The 17242-nt window shown below is 56.9% G+C and carries 16 protein-coding genes; 11 read left to right on the forward strand and 5 right to left on the reverse strand.

Annotated elements, in window-relative coordinates; all coding sequences use genetic code 11:
• Positions 1-32 precede the first annotated feature (32 nt).
• A complete protein-coding gene (locus AB1E42_RS08125) occupies positions 33-1127 on the forward strand; it encodes a PA0069 family radical SAM protein (RefSeq protein WP_368346392.1) in 1095 nt (364 codons plus the stop codon).
• Here AB1E42_RS08125 and bmt read toward each other — a convergent pair.
• Both bmt and AB1E42_RS08135 read right to left on the reverse strand, forming a co-directional pair.
• A complete protein-coding gene (gene bmt, locus AB1E42_RS08130) occupies positions 1124-2143 on the reverse strand; it encodes a betaine--homocysteine S-methyltransferase (protein ID WP_368343749.1) in 1020 nt (339 codons plus the stop codon). The genes AB1E42_RS08125 and bmt overlap by 4 nt on opposite strands.
• Positions 2144-2303: 160 nt before the next feature.
• A complete protein-coding gene (locus AB1E42_RS08135) occupies positions 2304-2618 on the reverse strand; it encodes a DUF1476 domain-containing protein (protein WP_368343750.1) in 315 nt (104 codons plus the stop codon).
• Between the two features lie 144 nt (positions 2619-2762).
• Between AB1E42_RS08135 and purC the strand changes: the two genes are divergently transcribed.
• From purC to AB1E42_RS08185, 10 genes are all read left to right on the forward strand, one after another.
• Positions 2763-3524: a phosphoribosylaminoimidazolesuccinocarboxamide synthase gene (gene purC / locus AB1E42_RS08140; RefSeq protein ID WP_368343751.1), complete on the forward strand. Its 762-nt coding sequence runs from the start codon at positions 2763-2765 to the stop codon at positions 3522-3524.
• A gap of 23 nt (positions 3525-3547) precedes the next feature.
• Positions 3548-3787 (forward strand): phosphoribosylformylglycinamidine synthase subunit PurS, encoded by a 240-nt coding sequence (gene purS, locus AB1E42_RS08145; RefSeq protein WP_368343752.1) that lies wholly within the window; start codon positions 3548-3550, stop codon positions 3785-3787.
• A 4-nt stretch (positions 3788-3791) separates the two neighbouring features.
• On the forward strand, positions 3792-4829 hold the full coding sequence (locus tag AB1E42_RS08150) for a zinc-dependent alcohol dehydrogenase family protein (RefSeq protein WP_368343753.1): 1038 nt from the start codon (positions 3792-3794) through the stop codon (positions 4827-4829).
• Between the two features lie 17 nt (positions 4830-4846).
• Complete coding sequence (gene purQ / locus AB1E42_RS08155; RefSeq protein WP_368343754.1) at positions 4847-5512, forward strand: phosphoribosylformylglycinamidine synthase subunit PurQ; 666 nt, start codon at positions 4847-4849, stop codon at positions 5510-5512.
• A gap of 89 nt (positions 5513-5601) precedes the next feature.
• Positions 5602-7320: an ATP-binding protein gene (locus AB1E42_RS08160; protein ID WP_368343755.1), complete on the forward strand. Its 1719-nt coding sequence runs from the start codon at positions 5602-5604 to the stop codon at positions 7318-7320.
• Between the two features lie 9 nt (positions 7321-7329).
• Positions 7330-8661, forward strand: coding sequence for a sigma-54-dependent transcriptional regulator (locus AB1E42_RS08165; RefSeq protein WP_368343756.1), 1332 nt, complete (start codon positions 7330-7332; stop codon positions 8659-8661).
• 404 nt (positions 8662-9065) lie between these two features.
• Complete coding sequence (locus AB1E42_RS08170) at positions 9066-11804, forward strand: Rne/Rng family ribonuclease (RefSeq protein ID WP_368343757.1); 2739 nt, start codon at positions 9066-9068, stop codon at positions 11802-11804.
• A gap of 134 nt (positions 11805-11938) precedes the next feature.
• Positions 11939-12694, forward strand: a complete 756-nt coding sequence (locus AB1E42_RS08175; protein WP_368343758.1) for a cytochrome c biogenesis CcdA family protein — start codon at positions 11939-11941, stop codon at positions 12692-12694.
• 76 nt (positions 12695-12770) lie between these two features.
• Positions 12771-14042: a hypothetical protein gene (locus AB1E42_RS08180; protein WP_368343759.1), complete on the forward strand. Its 1272-nt coding sequence runs from the start codon at positions 12771-12773 to the stop codon at positions 14040-14042.
• The gene (locus AB1E42_RS08185; RefSeq protein ID WP_368343760.1) at positions 14039-15385 is read left to right on the forward strand and encodes a cytochrome P450; all 1347 of its coding nucleotides are present in this window, start codon (positions 14039-14041) and stop codon (positions 15383-15385) included. The genes AB1E42_RS08180 and AB1E42_RS08185 overlap by 4 nt, the downstream gene beginning before the upstream one ends.
• Here AB1E42_RS08185 and AB1E42_RS08190 read toward each other — a convergent pair.
• From AB1E42_RS08190 to fumC, 3 genes are read right to left on the reverse strand one after another with little or no spacing between them, the layout of a single operon-like run.
• Positions 15369-15605, reverse strand: coding sequence for a ribbon-helix-helix domain-containing protein (locus AB1E42_RS08190; protein ID WP_368343761.1), 237 nt, complete (start codon positions 15603-15605; stop codon positions 15369-15371). The two genes, AB1E42_RS08185 and AB1E42_RS08190, sit on opposite strands and share 17 nt — an antisense overlap.
• The gene (locus AB1E42_RS08195) at positions 15602-15781 is read right to left on the reverse strand and encodes a DUF4169 family protein (protein ID WP_368343762.1); all 180 of its coding nucleotides are present in this window, start codon (positions 15779-15781) and stop codon (positions 15602-15604) included. The genes AB1E42_RS08190 and AB1E42_RS08195 overlap by 4 nt, the downstream gene beginning before the upstream one ends.
• 56 nt (positions 15782-15837) lie before the next feature.
• Positions 15838-17229: a class II fumarate hydratase gene (gene fumC / locus AB1E42_RS08200; protein ID WP_368343763.1), complete on the reverse strand. Its 1392-nt coding sequence runs from the start codon at positions 17227-17229 to the stop codon at positions 15838-15840.
• Between the last annotated feature and the right edge of the window lie 13 nt (positions 17230-17242).

Genomic DNA, 17242 nt, shown 5'->3' on the forward strand with positions numbered 1-17242 from the left:
CATTTGTTCTTCTTATGTTCTATACTGGCGCAATGAGCGAGCCAATTACGACTATCCCAGCAAAGTATCGGCGCGGACGCGGCGCCTTGGGCAATCCTGCGAACCGGTTTGAAGCCAGATCGGTTGAAGACCTGCCGGAGCGTTGGGAAGCAGACGGGGAGGGTGCTGGCCGAAGCATTGTTTTCGAAGAAATTGCGAAAACAGCGATTACTTACAACAGGTCACCAGACATCTCGTTCGACCGCTCAATCAATCCGTATCGTGGGTGCGAGCACGGCTGCACTTACTGCTTTGCCCGCCCGAGCCATGCCTATCTTGGCTACTCGCCGGGGTTGGATTTTGAGCGAATTTTGGTGGCGCGACCGAATATCGCCGACGTTTTGCGCAAGGAGTTAGCCGCAAAGCGATATGCACCTGCACCTTTAGCGATTGGCACCTCAACTGATCCATATCAACCCATTGAAAACGAGCGCAAAATCATGCGCGATGTGTTGCAGGTTTTAGGCGAAACCAATCACCCTGTTGGGATCACAACGAAGGGGTCACTTATCGAACGCGATATCGACCTGATCGCGCCGTTGGCAGAAAAAGGGTTGGCGCGGGTCGGGATCTCAATCACCAGTTTGAACAAAGATATTTCGCGCGCAATGGAGCCGCGCGTCCCCAGCCCGCAAAAACGCTTGCAAACAATAGAACGGTTAGCAAAGAGCGGGATCCCTGTGCGGTTGATGATCGCGCCAATCGTTCCGGGCCTGACCGATAGTGAGCTGGAGAGGATCATTGCAGCGGGTGCGGACGCAGGCGCTTGCGCTGCTTCGACGATCAATTTGCGCTTGCCCAGAGAGGTCGCGCCGATATTTGAGCAATGGCTCAGAGAATCCTTCCCCGAGCGGGCTGAAAAAGTGCTGGCAAGAGTGCGAGATGTGTACGGCGGCAAGCTATATGACTCGCGCTGGGGACATCGGTTCAAAGGGCAGGGCATCTGGGCGGACTTACTGCGACAGCGTTTCGATGTGGCCATTGCCAAGAACCGGCTAAAACATCGGCTGCCCCCTCTGCGCACGGATTTGTTCCGTCCGCCGAGGGGTGAGAGTGCTCAATTATCGCTTTTCGACGAGATGCCCTAAGAGCGGCTCCTACGGCGGCCGCCACGCGCGGCGCGTTCCGGGGTGGCACCGTCTGTCCCGTCAGACGCAGACGAGAAGGCGCCGAGTTTTTCGGTGATCAACTCAAGCGAAGGGCGTTCACCGCGGGGCTGTGTCTCCAGCGCGGCGCGCATCTTCACGAGGTGTTCTGCGGTCGTACCACAGCAACCACCAATAATCGTTGCCCCGCTATCGCGTGCGAGAACTGCGTAGTCTGCCATCAGTTCCGGCGTACCGTCATAGTGGATATGACCGTCGTGATATTTGGGTATGCCGGCGTTGCCCTTCGCGATGATCGGGGTTTCCGGCCCAGCAGCGGAAAAACCCAACACCGTCCGTAAAAGATCAGATGCGCCAACGCCGCAATTTGCGCCAAATGCCAGCGGCGGCCAGTCAAGTTTTCCTACGAGCTTCACCAGCTCCGCTGAGGTCAGGCCCATCATTGTCCGGCCAGCCGTATCGAAGCTCATAGTCCCGCACCACGGCATGCCGGCCAGTTTGAAGGCTTCAGCGGCGGCTTTAAATTCCTCGCCCGCGGAGATTGTCTCGACCCAGAGTACATCAGCGCCGCCAGCTTTGAGGCCTTCTGCCTGTTCATGGAACATTTCGACAGCGGCATTATGCGTGAGGCTGCCCATTGGGGCCATGATCTCGCCAGTCGGGCCAACAGACCCAGCCACGACAACCTGACGCCCCGCGGCATCGGCGACTTCACGCCCGATTTCCGCGGCGATCTTGTTCAGTTCATGCACGCGCCCTTCAGCCCCGTGCAGTTTGAGCCGAGATGCATTGGCGCCGAAGCTGTTCGTCAAGAAGATATCCGAGCCTGCATCGACCGCGCTCTCGTAAAGTTGGTGAATGCGGTCGGGATGATCGACGTTCCACATCTCGGGCGCGTCACCTGAGGCGAGGCCCATGTTGAACAGGTTCGTACCGGTCGCACCATCCGCGAGCAGCCAATCGCGGGTCTGGAGAAGTGTTGAGAGCGCGTTTGTCATATTCATCGTCCTATTGCAGGGCCGAGCGAGCGGCGATCACCTATTCAATCGCATGGGGGAGCACTGAAACACAACGCGATTGAAATGCTGTGCAGTACTGGCCAATTTCCCATAGAAAAACGGCCCGACAACGGGCCGCTTCAACAATCGTAGAGAACCATCAGTGCTCGTTAAGGAGCTGATCTTTAGCGACGGCGAGCAGTTCTTTCATCTTGGCGCGAATGGTCGCTTCATCGCAAGCCTCGCCCAAGTCGCCCGCAAGTTTGCGGTAGACGTCTTCGTCGCCTGCCTCTGCGAAGTCGGCCTTGATGACGTCCTGTGCATAAGCATTGGCGTCGTCGCCTGTTTTGCCCAGAAGTTCAGCCGCCCACAGGCCGAGCAGCTTATTTCGGCGCGCCTCGGCTTTGAACTGCATTTCAGCGTCATGGGCGAATTTGGCTTCAAAGGCGTGTTCGCGGTCGTCAAAAGTGGTCATTTGCCAGCCCTCGTTATGATTTATCGTCAAAAGAGATATGCCTGTGGTTCCGCTTGCCCGCAAGGGGGGCATCGCGTATGACGCGCTCAATTCGCCGTGTTAGAGGCCCTGCCACCGAAGGCCGCCGGCGTTTGAGAGGTCACTATGGCACGTCGCAAAAAGATTTACGAAGGCAAAGCTAAGATTTTGTATGAAGGCCCCGAGCCGGGCACAATCGTGCAATACTTCAAGGACGATGCGACTGCTTATAACGCAGAAAAAAAAGCTGTTATCGAGGGCAAGGGCGCGCTGAACAACCGCTTGTCTGAGTACTTCATGACCGGCTTGCAGGCGATTGGCATTCCGACTCACTTTATCAAGCGACTGAACATGCGCGAGCAGTTGGTGCGGCAAGTGGAGATCATCCCGCTTGAGGTGATCGTGCGCAATTACGCCGCAGGGTCGATGGCGAAGCGTCTCGGGCTTGAGGAAGGTACCCAACTACCGCGCCCGATTGTTGAGTTCTCCTACAAGGACGACTTGTTGGGCGACCCGCTGGTGCCGGAAGAATACATCATCGCTTTTGGCTGGGCGTCGCAGCAGGATCTGGATGACATCGTGTCAATTGCACTGCGGGTCAATGATTTCATGTCTGGCGTGATGCATGGCGTCGGCATTCGTCTGATCGATTTCAAGATCGAGATTGGCCGCATTTGGGAGAACGAATTCCAGCGGCTTGTCGTTGCGGATGAAATCAGTCCTGATTCCTGCCGCCTGTGGGACATCGAAACCAAACAGCGGCTTGATAAGGACGTGTTCCGGCGCGATTTGGGAAATTTGGCGGATGCCTACACCGAGGTTGCGCGGCGCTTGGGTGTTCTGCCTGCGGCAGCCACCCACGCGACGAAGCCGACGCTGATCAACTGAGACACAACTCCAAGGGAAGAAAAATGAAGGCCAAAGTACACGTTATGCTGAAGAATGGCGTTCTTGACCCGCAGGGCGAGGCAGTGCGGCACGCACTTGGTGCTCTCGGCTTCGAGGGTGTCGAGGGTGTTCGTCAGGGAAAGGTGATCGAGCTGGAACTGAGCGAAACCGATCCGGCCAAAGCGGAAGAGAACGTGCGCGCTATGTGTGAGAAGCTGCTCGCGAATACGGTGATCGAAAGCTACTCGGTGAAGTTGGCCTGAACCGATGCGCGCCGCCGTCCTAACCGGCTTTCGCCAAGAGCTGACGGTCGGGACGACCGCGGATCCTGCCTGCCCATCTGACGGTGTTGTCATTCGAGTCCTGGCGTCGGGTATTTGCCGATCTGACTGGCATTGCTGGACTGGTGCTGATCCTGACGTCAGCCTCCCCCACATACCCGGTCATGAATACTGTGGTGAGATTGTTGAGATTGGGCCAGAGGTTCGGAGCTGGTCAGTCGGAGACAGGGTTATTGCGCCGTTCATTCTAGCGTGTGGGCGCTGCGCGGATTGTTCTGCCGGACATCAAACAATTTGTTCCACCCAAGTTCTGCCCGGTTTCACCGTGAATGGAAGCTTCGCGGAATACGTTGCGGCGCCGCATGCCGACGCCAATCTGAGTCGCCTACCGGATGATCTAGACCCTGCAGTTGCGGCCGCACTTGGCTGCCGTGTGACGACAGCTTGGCATGCGCTTACAGGTCGAGCGGCGTTGAAAGCTGGCGAGTGGCTGGCGGTTTTTGGCGGCGGCGGTATTGGCATTTCTGCGTTGCTCCTCGGACGAGCCATTGGAGCACGGGTAGCGGTTGTCGATGTAGTACCTGCGAAACTCGACTACGCGAAATCGCTGGGCGCTGATGCGGTTTTCGATGCTCGTAGCGGCAATGCACCAGAGGCGATCCGTACGCTGACCGGCGGTGGTGCGGATGTTGCGGTAGAAGCGCTGGGGATTGCGGAGACAACGCGCGCTGCCTTGGGTTCGCTGCGGAAACTTGGGCGCATGGTGCAAGTCGGGATGCCGACAGGGCCGCATGCAACCATGGAAATCCCGATGGATCAGCTCTATGCAGACCAGCTTGCAATTTACGGAACGCGCGGAATGCCGAGCTGGCGTTATCCAAGTCTGCTGTCGCTGGTTAGTGCGGGGCATGTGGACTTTGCACCGCTGGTGACGCGACGTGTTAAACTATCGGATGTGACAACAGAACTTGCCGCATTTGACGGACCGGCAGCGCCGGGCGTCGCGGTCATTACGGAATTTTGAAAGTTAGGATCAGGCACATGAAAGCTGCAGTCATCGTATTCCCCGGCTCCAATTGTGATCGTGATATGGCGGTTGCGCTGCGTCAGGCTGGTGCCGACGTTTCGATGGTTTGGCACAAGGATGCCGATTTGCCGAAAGTGGACATCGTAGCGGTGCCGGGTGGGTTCTCCTTTGGTGATTACCTGCGCTGTGGGGCGATTGCGGCACAGTCACCTATCTGTAAAGCGGTCGTGTCGCACGCGGAAGCTGGAGGCTATGTGCTTGGTGTTTGCAATGGCTTTCAAGTTTTGACCGAAACGGGGCTTCTCCCCGGCGCATTGATGCGCAACGCGGGGCTTAAGTTTGTGTGCAAGACTGTTGGGCTGAACGTCGAGACGACAGACAGCCCGTACACCAGCGAGTATAAGGCTGGGCAAGTTGTGGATATTCCGATTGCGCACCATGATGGCAATTACTTCGCCGATGACGACACGCTTGCGCGTTTGAAGGGCGACGACAGAATCGCGTTTACCTATAGCCAGAATCCGAACGGTTCAGTTGCGGATATTGCTGGTATCCTGTCTGAAAACCGTCGCGTGCTTGGCATGATGCCGCATCCCGAGCGCGCTGTAGAAGCGGGTCATGGTGGGACAGATGGACAGGCGCTTTTCCGCGGATTGGCGGGGATTTTGGCCGACGCCTAACGAGCGCGATTGCGGGTCCTTCCAACGAGTCATAAACTGACAGGATGGACGCGAAACACTTTGCGAGAATTGCGCGGAATTGGTTTTGGGTGTGGGCGAGCAGGCTTGCACTCATCGCATTCTGCATCGTCGCTGTCGCTGTCATCTACTTTACGAATGCACTGCTGACAGAGCGGTACACTGAAGCAACGCGCAATCGCGCAGAGGTGCGCCTTACACTTTATGCAGGAAACCTGATCAGTGAACTGCAACGGAACTCAATTGTTCCGCAGCTTCTTTCGCGCGACCAAGAACTGATAAACGCGCTCAGAAACAATGATTTTTCGACCTCAAGCCAAAGGCTTTTGTCTTTCGTGGACGAAATTGGTGCGGCCTCGTTGATGATGTTTGACCGTGATGGTCGGATCGTGGCCGCCACAGATCGCAACCGGCTGGGGGAGAACCATCGCGGCACCCCATATTTCCTTGATGCTTTGCGCAGTAATCAAACTGTATTTACCTCTCAAGTCGAGGAAAACGGTGCGTATGCGTTTGCCTACTCTCGGCGGATCGAGGACGCAGGAGCGGGTCTCGGCGTGATCGTTGTCGAGGTTGACCTGCGCAAGCTGGAGCGTGGTTGGGCGAGCATTTCAGATGCGGTCTTTGTGACCGATAGTGAAGGCAGAATCATTCTTTCAACCGAGGGGCGGTGGCGCGGTAAGATGGAAGAGGAGGCGCTGGCTACGCTGTCTCCTTCAGTTGCCATCGAGCGTTCTATCCAGCGCCAAATCGACTGGACAACCATCCCGATCGACGCGTTCTTGCGTGGGGATAGCCTGTTGCGCAGGGAGATGCGGATTCCGTTTCAAGGTTGGCGGATCGTCGGTTTTACGACCTACGCCTCGGTGCGCGAGCGGGTGAATGGTATTCTCGCGCTCGAAATTATGGGATTTGCTATCCTTTTGTCGGTTGGAGTGTGGTTGTCGTCGCGCAAAACAGCGTCTCGGATGGTGTTCTTTCAGCGTGAGTCTGCCGAGCTGAGAAAGTTGAACATCCGCATGCAACGCGAGATTGCCGAACGTCAAAAGGTCGAGCGAACACTTGAAGTTGCGGAACAGACATTGGCGCAATCATCAAAGCTTGCAGCCTTGGGGGAGATGTCCGCTGCGGTGAGCCACGAGCTGAATCAACCTTTGGCTGCAATGAAAACATATCTTGCGGGTGCGCGGCTTTTGCTAACGCGGAATCGCCCGCAAGAGGCGCTGGCATCGTTTCACAGGATAGATGATTTGATCGACCGGATGGGCGCGATCACGCGTCAGTTAAAATCCTACGCGCGCAAGGGTGCGGAAAAGTTCAGCGCAGTCGATGCAAGAGAGGCAGTGATTTCAGCGATTTCGATGATGGAACCGCAACTGCGGAGCAGGAAGGTCGAGATTACGCGGACTCTCCCCAACGGTCCTGCAATGATTTACGGAGATCGGCTGCGATTGGAACAAGTGATCGTGAACCTCTTGCGCAACGCGCTCGATGCGACCAAGTCTTCTCCTGAGCCGCGCGTGGATGTGATCCTTGCCGTTGGTGAAACCGTTCACCTGATGGTGCGGGACAACGGACCGGGTATCGAAGACCTGGATGCGCTCTTTGAGCCCTTCTACACGACCAAGCAACCGGGTGATGGTGTTGGTCTTGGGTTGGCGATCAGTTCTGGGATCGTCGGCGATTTGGGTGGGCGGTTGACGGCGCGAAATGGCAGTTCACAAGGCGCGGTGTTCGAAGTCGAACTACCGATTTACGAAGAAGAGATTGACGTAACAGCGGCTGAATAGGAACGACGCATGAGCAAAGCGATGAAAATTGCCATCGTGGACGATGAAAAAGATATGCGGCAGTCGATCAGCCAATGGTTGGCGCTGTCGGGCTTTGATACAGAGTCGTTTTCCGGCGCGGAAGAGGCATTGAAGGTGCTTGGTCCGGACTACCCTGGCATTGTCGTGACCGACATCAAGATGCCCGGCATGGACGGGATGCAGTTCTTACGCAAAATCAAAGGCGTGGACAGTTCGATTCCGGTGATCATGATCACAGGTCATGGCGATGTGCCGATGGCGGTGGAAGCGATGCGGATCGGGGCGTTCGACTTCCTTGAAAAACCATTCAACCCCGACCGCATGACAGAGCTGGCCAAAAAGGCAACGCAGTCGCGCAGGCTGACCTTGGATAACCGCACGCTGCGTAGAGAGCTTTCGGATGCCGGTGCATTGATGAAGAAGCTCGTGGGGGAAAGCAGCCCGATGAAGCGGTTGCGCGAAGACATCCTCGACTTGGGACAGGCTGACGGGCATGTCCTAATCACTGGGGAGACTGGAACCGGCAAAACGCTCGTCGCGCATGCTCTCCACGCGGTAGGTGCGCGTGCGAACAAACGGTTTGTACTATTTTCTTGTGCCGCATTTGATGAGGATACATTGGCCCGTCGATTGTTGGGGCCAGCGCAGGATGATGAGCCGATCCCTGCGATTGAAGAAGCACGCGGCGGTACACTTGTGCTTGAGGACATCGAAACGCTCAGTCCAGCATTGCAGCTCAAGTTACTGTCCGTCATGAACGAGCAGGGCACACCACCGGAAACCCGCATTATTGCGATCTGCAACCTTCAAGAACAGGGAAAAACCTGTGAAAGCGTGTTGCGACCGGATCTGTTCTACCGTCTTGCAGCACTGCAAATCACGGTGCCGCCCCTGCGCCAAAGGGGTGAAGATATTCTTGTGCTATTTACCCGCTTGGCGGAAGAATTTGCCGACGAATATGGATGCGAAACGCCGCAGCTTTCTGCGCAGGAAGCCGCTCAGGTCTTGCAGGCGCCTTGGCCGGGTAATGTGCGCCAATTGATCAACATGGCCGAGCGCGCCGTTTTGCAGAGCCGTCGCGGTAGCGGTTCGATTACTTCGTTGCTGATGGGCGATGAAGAACAACAGAAGGCAGCGATTACTACCGAAGGGAAGCCTTTGAAGGAGTTCGTCGAGGCTTTTGAGCGCATGCTGATCGATAACACGATGCGACGGCATAAAGGGTCCATTGCGTCAGTAATGGACGAGCTATGCTTGCCGCGCCGGACACTGAACGAAAAAATGGCAAAATACGGCCTTCAACGCTCGGATTACCTCTAATCTTCGTCATCGTATCGTTTGACCATTGTCATTTGCGCCGCGCATCACTTATGTAGAGGATACGGTTGGCCGTGCGATGCTGCGCGGTGGCGACCGGACAGTTTCAAGGTTTCGGACAGGTCGGCGCATTGTTCGCTGCGTCCTAAACCAAGAGATTTGGCCCCAAAAGGCCAGAGGAACGCCCCGAAGCGGCATGAAAATGGCGGTTGCGGGCATATAACGGGCGCTGACCAACACAAGGCAGCGTCGGAGACCAAACGCGATGAACCGCGCAGAACAGAGATACCGCGAGATAGACGCCGATTCCGGCCGCCGCGCTGTCTGTGAGCGGATCGCCTCAATACATCACGCCTTCGATCAACTGACCCCACCCGGGCGGCAATCAAGGCGTGGATCGGGATATAATGGCAAAGAAGATGTTAATCGATGCCACGCACGCGGAAGAAACCCGCGTCGTCGTGGTAGATGGCAACAAGGTCGAAGAATTTGATTTCGAAAGCCAGTCGCGCAGGCAGCTGGCAGGAAATATCTTTCTGGCAAAAGTGACACGGGTAGAGCCGTCACTACAAGCCGCCTTCGTAGACTATGGTGGAAACCGGCATGGTTTCCTCGCGTTCTCGGAAATCCATCCGGATTACTACCAGATTCCTGTCGCGGATCGGGAAGCGCTGATTGCTGAAGAAAAAGCTTATGCAGAAAGCCTCGCCGCAGAGGCGGAGAAGGAAGCTGAACAACCATCGAGATCCAAGCGGCGGCGCCGTTCGCGCGGCAAGGCAGCCGCGAAGGAAGGTTCAGCAGATGCAGTCCTGACACAAGAAGTGGCGAATGAAACCGTGGATGGCAGCATCACGGGTATGGAAACCATCGATTTTGGTGACGATGACGCCGATGACAATGCGCTGGTTTCTGAAGTTGCTGCAACTGAGCCTGAAGGCGAGGCAGGCGCAACTGAAGTCAGTTCCGTAAATGCGAGCGAAGATCAGACCGGCTCTTTCTCCGAGCAGGACGATGATGGCGTCGAGGAAAATGATGACAGCGCGGATGACGAGAACGCCGCTGATGACGACGGGTCCGAGGACGATGGTATCGAGAGCGTTGCTGACGAGGATGACAGTGACGATGTGCGCCCCGTTCGTAAGCCGCGCCCGAAGCGCTACAAGATTCAAGAAGTTATCAAGGTCCGTCAGATCCTGCTGATTCAGGTTGTGAAGGAGGAGCGCGGCAACAAAGGGGCGGCGCTGACGACATATCTTTCTCTGGCTGGCCGATATTGTGTCTTGATGCCGAACACTGCGCGCGGTGGTGGGATCAGCCGCAAGATCACCAATGCCAACGACCGCAAGCGTCTGAAACAAATTGCCAACGAACTGGATGTGCCCGAAGGTGCCGGACTGATTGTGCGGACAGCGGGTAGCCAGCGGACGAAGGCGGAAATCAAGCGCGACTATGAATATCTTCAGCGTTTGTGGGAGCAGATTCGCGAACTGACGCTGAAATCTATCGCGCCAAGCAAGATCTACGAAGAAGGCGACCTGATCAAACGGACAATCCGTGATCTCTACTCCAAGGAGATCGATGAGGTGATTGTCGCGGGTGAGCAGGGTTATCGTGTGGCCAAGGACTTCATGAAAATGATCATGCCGTCCCACGCGAAGAACGTTAAACAATATGCCGACCAGCTGCCGCTTTTTGCCCGTTATCAGGTTGAAGGGTATCTTGCGGGAATGTTCAATCCGGTGGTTCAGCTGCCCTCCGGCGGCTACATCGTAATCGGTGTGACCGAGGCGCTTGTGGCGATTGATGTCAACTCTGGCCGCGCCACCAAGGAAGGCTCAATCGAGCAGACCGCGCTCAAGACCAACCTTGAGGCCGCTGCTGAAGTTGCCCGTCAATTGCGATTGCGTGACCTTGCGGGTCTGATTGTAATTGACTTCATCGATATGGACGAACGGCGTAACAACAACGCTGTTGAAAAGCTCCTGAAAGACAAGCTCAAAACGGACCGCGCCCGTATTCAGGTGGGCCGGATTTCTGGCTTTGGCCTGTTGGAAATGAGCCGCCAACGTTTGCGCCCGGGTATGCTGGAGGCCACGACGCAACCTTGTCCGCATTGTCATGGGACCGGCTTGTTGCGTTCGGATGAAAACGTGGCACTGGCAATCCTACGGCAGTTGGAAGAAGAAGGTGTGCGTGGTCGGACCAAGGAAGCCTTGGTCAGGGCACCGATCAGCATCGTCAACTTCCTCATCAACCAGAAGCGCGAGCATGTTGCCGATATTGAAGCGCGCTACGGGATGTCGGTCCGTATTGAGGTGGACCCGTCGCTGGTGTCGCCCGATTTTGCGATTGAGAAATTCAAGACGGCAACCCGCGTTGTCGCGGAGGTAGAGCCTGTGGTGACGGCAACGTCCGAGATGATGGATAGTGTCGACGACGAGCCTGAGGTTGAACAGGAAGCCGAAACCACGGAAGACGACTCCGCGAGCGACAAGCCCAAAAAACGGCGCCGGCGGCGGCGGCGGCGGCGGAACTCGGGCGGCGAAGATGAGAACGGCACAACGCAGAACACCGAGGAACAGAGCGAGTCTTCTACTGAAGCTGCGAGTGCGACGGAAACCAGCGGGGCCGAAGAAGGCACAACTGAACCGGCAGAGGAAGACAAGCCCAAGAAACGGACCCGTTCGCGCCGGAAGAAGACGGATACCGTGGTTGAGGCGGCCGAGACTTCTGAAGACAGCGCCCAAGCTGATGACACCGCTGCGGCACCTGCGGTGGAGCAAGCTGAGGAACAAGAGAAGCCAAAGCGCAAACCTCGCGCCCGTAAAAAGAAAAGCGAAGTAGATGAGGTTGCGACGCCTGCGGCAGACGGTGCGGAAACCGCTACGGTAGAGCCTGCGGCTGCCGAGGCAGAAGAGAAACCGAAGCGTCGCCGCACCCGCAAGAAAGTGGAACCTGAGAAGGCGCAAGAGGCACCTCAGAGTGCGCCGGAGGCGGCGGCTGAGCCAGAGAAGGGCGCTTCAGAAGAGGCGCAGCCGGGAGCAACTGAAGCACAGCCAACTGTTGAAGAAGCGGTGGCTGTGGTCGAAGAACCGCCTGCGGAAGCGAAGCCAAAACGCCGCGGCTGGTGGTCTTTGGGAAAATAGAGACTTAAAAACAAAGGGCGGGGATTTGGGTTCCCGCCCTTTTGGTTTTTCACGGGATTGTCAGGTTTCGGCAGTGCGATTTCCAATGACAGTTTTTCGCTTCTCGCGTATCTCACGATGACGGAGGACGATAAATGATCGACGCTGGACTTGTGCTTGATGCAGGGCTGTTGCCCGCGATGTTGGTGGCCGCGCTGGCAGGGCTTCTGTCGTTCATGAGCCCATGTGTTTTGCCGATTGTGCCGCCGTATCTGGCCTATATGGGCGGGGTAACGGTGTCGGAGCTTGACGGCGGGAAAGAGGCTCGCAGGAAAGTGTTTCTTGCGGCGTTATTTTTCGTCCTCGGGTTATCGGTCGTTTTTCTGACGCTCGGGTTTGCCTTTTCGGCCATTGGGCGGCTCTTCCTACAAGCGCAGGATGTTTTGTTGATGGTCGCCGGTGTGACCATCATGATTTTTGGTGCGCATTTTGTGGGCGTGTTCCGCATTCCATTCCTTGACCGTGATTTGCGCGTTGAAGCAGGTGATCAGGGTGGCTCTGCATTCGGCGCGTTTATTCTTGGCCTCGCGTTTGCCTTTGGTTGGACGCCATGCCTTGGGCCAATCCTGGGGGCTATTCTGGGCTTGGCAGCCACTGAGGCAGACATGGCGCGCGGCACAGTGTTGCTGGGGATGTATGCCGCCGGATTGGGTGTTCCGTTCCTGCTGGTGGCGGCATTCTTCCCGCGTATGAAGGGAGCCATGAACTGGATGAAAAGGCATATGGGGCGCATTGAACGCACTTCCGGCCTGTTGCTTTGGACGGTCGGACTGATGATGCTGACCGGACAATTCACTGCATTCAGCTTCTGGCTTCTTGAGACATTCCCGTTTTTGGCAAGCGTCGGCTAAAAACTGACGAAACGGCTTATTCTTGCCCAAAGGCCGCGTTACAGTCGTGACAACGACAGCGGCCAAAGGCACAGGCATGAGCGATACCGGCAGCAGGATTGGGCAAAGGGTCAGGAAACGGCGGGTGTTTTATATCCCCGGTTATGATCCGTTTCATCCGCGCCGCTATCGCGAGCTTTACCGCAGTGAAGGGGCCGAGCAGGCGCGGATCAGTGGCTATAGCATTGCCGTTGCGGGCCGGTCTGGAGAAGGTAAACCGCACAGCTGGCACGTTGAGACAGAGATCGAGGGCTTACGAACGGAAGCCGATGTCGATGTGCTGGTGTGGTCGGACATTGTGCGCGACTCGATGTCGAACAGCATTCCGGCGACCTATTGGCAATTGGTCCGGACCGCGTGGACTTATATCGCTTCGGGTGCATTGCGCCGGTTAATGTGGTTGCGCAAGGGGCCGGTGATTGCTGCACTGTACCCGATTGGAATGCTCTTGCTACAACTGGCGCTTGCTATCTTAATTGGGTGGGGGAGCAGTGCACTCGTCGCGTGGATGGTCGATTCTCTGCTTGGCCTTATTGGGGTTCACTTGCCTGCCATTGCGCATGGCGCGCGGCTGGCCGTGGGGCTTGCCTTGGCGGTGTGGATCCTTCGTTGGTTCAAGAAGAAGGACGGCAAGTTCTTCGCCTATTATTTGATGCATGATTACGCCTATTCCGCCCGCTGGAAGGGCGGGAACCCGCCAGAGTTGGAAGAGCGTATGGCGGCGTTTGGCGAGACGATTACGGAGGCGTTCGCCGACCCAGAAGTGGATGAGGTGCTGGTTGTTGGCCATTCGTCGGGCGCGCATTTGGCTGTGTCCATTCTGGCGGACCTTATTCGCGATGAACGCCTGAAGGAGCCACGCGCGAAGCTGGGCTTTCTGTCGCTTGGGCAGGTGGTGCCGATGGTGAGCTTTTTGCCGAAGGCCTACAGGCTCCGCAATGATCTGTATTTCTTGTGTCAACGCGATGAACTGACATGGCTTGATGTCACGGCACCGGGTGATGGCTGTGCCTTCGCGCTATGCGATCCGGTTTTAGTGACGGGGCTGAAGCCACCTGCGAAAAAATGGCCGCTCATCATTTCGGCAGCCTTCACCCAGTCCCTGTCGCCGGAACGGTGGAAGGAATTGCGGTGGCGGTTTTTCAGACTGCATTTTCAGTACCTTTGCGCGTTTGATCGACCGAAAGACTATGACTACTTCCAGATCACGGCAGGCCCGATGACGCTTGCGGAACGATATGCTGAGCGGGTGCCATCAAAGAGCCGGATCGATGTTGCCGCGTCGAAATATAGGGCTCTTGCGCCATGATCCCGCCCAAGCCGGAAAGCCGTCAGGAACGGGTGTCTCTTTGGCGCTATATGCGACTGTTCCGGCGGGACATCCTCTCGGCGCAGCCGCAGAAGCTTTATCATGCTTGGATGGCCGAGTTTAAGACGCCGTTTTTTCGGAGCTATATGGTCAATGATCCAGCGCTGATTGATGTGGTTTTGAAGCTGCGGCCTGACGATTTCCCGAAGTCGGATCGTGTTGGGGCAGGCTTGCGGCCGGTGTTGGGGAACTCTGTCTTCCTGACCAATGGGGAGGTTTGGAGGCGCCAGCGACGCATCATTGATCCTTCTTTTGAAGGCGGGCGGCTGCGCGAAACATTCGACGCGATAAATGCGGCAGTGGATGCCGCACTCGTGCGGTTGGCGGCGGCACGGAACCCTTGTGAGGTGGAGTTCGAGGCCAGCCATGCAACGGCGGATGTGATCTTTCGTACGCTGTTCTCGGTGCCGATCGAGGACAAGATCGCGGCGCAGGTTTTTGATGCGTTCCGGCGGCATCAGCGGAGCCAGCCGATCTTGAATCTTGCGGCGTTCATTCCACTTCCTCGTTGGGCGCCACGGTTTTTTAAACGAGAGTCACTTGAGACGGCGCAGACCATCCGCAGCTTGATCCGTGAGATGACCGAGAAGCGGCTGAAGGAAATAGATGCCGGAACCGCGCCGGATGATCTGGCAACGAAGATCATGACGACCGTTGATCCGGAAACAGGTGACAGGTTCGACGTGGAGGAAATGATTGATCAGGTGGCGATCTTTTTCCTCGCCGGTCACGAGACGAGTGCTGCGGCGCTCTCTTGGGCGCTGTACCTGTTGGCGACACATCCCGAATGGCAGGACAGGGTTGCCGAGGAGGTGGCGGATTGGGAGCCGTCATTCGCGGCGCTATCGCAATTACGGGTGACGCGGAATGTGTTTCGGGAGACGTTACGGCTTTATCCGCCGGTGCCGATGATGGTGCGGGAGACAGTACAGCCTGAGGAGTTCCGCAAACGAGTGGTGCGCAAAGGGGCGCAGGTGGTACTGTCGCCTTGGCACTTACACCGGCATGAGCGGCTTTGGGATCGGCCCGATATTTTTGACCCTTCGCGGTGGGACGACCCCGCTTCGCAAGAGAGCCAGCGGCAAGCCTATATGCCGTTTTCGGCAGGGCCACGGGTGTGTACGGGGGCGGGATTTGCGATGGTGGAGGGTGTACTTCTCATCGCGCGGTTAACCAAATATTATCGATTTGAGCCGGTTGATGGGCGTGTTCCGGTGCCGGAAGCGCAACTGACCGTCAGATCGCGCGATGGAATTTGGCTGAAGGTCACTCCGCGCGGGTAGCGGCGGCACTGCGATAATGCTCCAATACAAAAAGTCGGATCGCGGAGGCGAGGCCGATGTCACCGCGAGATTCGTCGATCTGGGCAGCAAGTTCGTTAATCGGGGTCTGCTGCTGGTCAGCGATTTCGCGAAACGCTTTCCAGAACGGGTCTTCCAACGAGACACTGGTACGATGCCCGCGCAGGGTTAGGGAGTGTTTAACGGGGCGGTCCGTGCTCATTCGTCTTCGAACTTTAGATTGTCGAGCCGCTTCTTGGCCTGTTCGGCGCGGGCGACATCGAGCAATCTTTCGGCTTTTGTCCGCCCGAAGGCGACTGCATTCTCATTCGCTTTGGCAACCCGCTCTTCGCGGGCTTTTTGTTTGCGAACTTTGTTGAGATTGATCGGAGCGGACATAACGACCTGCAAGGAAGAGGGAAGTGCCAACCGGCCCGAACCGGTTGGCCAACGGGTTATTTGGGGCCGATCATATCTTCGGGACGGACGATACGGTCGAAGGTTTCCTCATCGACGAAGCCCAGCTTGACGGCCTCTTCACGCAGCGTGGTGCCGTTTTTATGCGCGGTCTTGGCGACCTTGGTGGCGTTGTCGTAGCCGATGGTCGGTGCCAGAGCGGTCACGAGCATCAGCGACTCGCGCATGAGCTTTTCAATCCGTTCAACGTTGGCCTGTGTTCCATTGAGCATACGCTCGGTGAAGCTATCTGCCGCGTCACCCAAGAGCTGCATGCTTTGTAGAAGGTTGTAGGCCATCATAGGGTTATAGACGTTCAGCTCGAAATGCCCCTGCGAACCGGCAAAGGAAATAGCTGCGTCATTGCCGAGGATATGAGCGCAAACTTGCGTGAGCGCTTCGGCCTGTGTGGGGTTCACCTTGCCCGGCATGATCGACGAACCTGGCTCGTTTTCGGGCAGGATCAGCTCCCCCAAGCCGGAGCGCGGGCCGGAGCCGAGGAAGCGCATGTCATTGGCGATCTTATAAGCTGCCATTGCGGTTGTTTTGATCGCACCTGACATGAACACCATCGCGTCATGAGCGGCCAGCGCTTCGAATTTGTTGGGCGCGGTGACGAAGGGCAGGCCAGTGATCTCTGCCATATTGGCGGCGACGGTGGTGTCCCATCCTTTGTCAGTGTTGAGGCCGGTGCCAACGGCAGTGCCGCCTTGGGCCAGCTCATAGATGCCGGGGAGGGCCATCTTGATCCGCTCGATGCCGTTGCGGATTTGCTTGGCATAGCCGGAGAACTCCTGCCCCAAGGTTAGCGGTGTTGCGTCTTGTGTATGGGTGCGGCCGATCTTGATGATATCTTTGAATTCTTCCGACTTCTGCTCCAGCGCGGCGGCGAATTTCTCAAGGCCGGGGAGGAGCACGTCGCGCGCGGTCATTGCGGCGGCGATGTGCATGGCAGTTGGGAAGGTGTCGTTCGAGCTTTGACCCATATTGCAGTGATCGTTCGGGTGGACGGGGTCTTTGGAGCCGATCACGCCGCCGAGGATCTCGATCGCGCGGTTAGAAATCACCTCGTTGGCGTTCATGTTCGACTGGGTGCCAGAGCCAGTCTGCCAAACCACTAGCGGGAAATGGTCGTCCAGTTTGCCGTCAATCACCTCGCCAGCGGCCTCGATCATTGCGTCGGCCAGTCTCGCATCAAGATTGCCGGACGCCTTGTTCGCCATAGCGCAGGCTTTCTTGATGACACCAAGCGCGCGGACGATGGCGACGGGCTGCTTTTCCCAACCGATGGGGAAGTTCATCAACGAACGCTGGGTCTGGGCGCCCCAATAGCGATCGGAAGGAACTTCAAGGGGGCCGAAACTATCGGATTCCGTGCGGGTGCTGGTCATGGTCGATCCTTGG

Origin of the sequence: Pelagovum sp. HNIBRBA483 (assembly GCF_040931995.1) — a bacterium.
Classification (GTDB): domain Bacteria; phylum Pseudomonadota; class Alphaproteobacteria; order Rhodobacterales; family Rhodobacteraceae; genus JAEPMR01.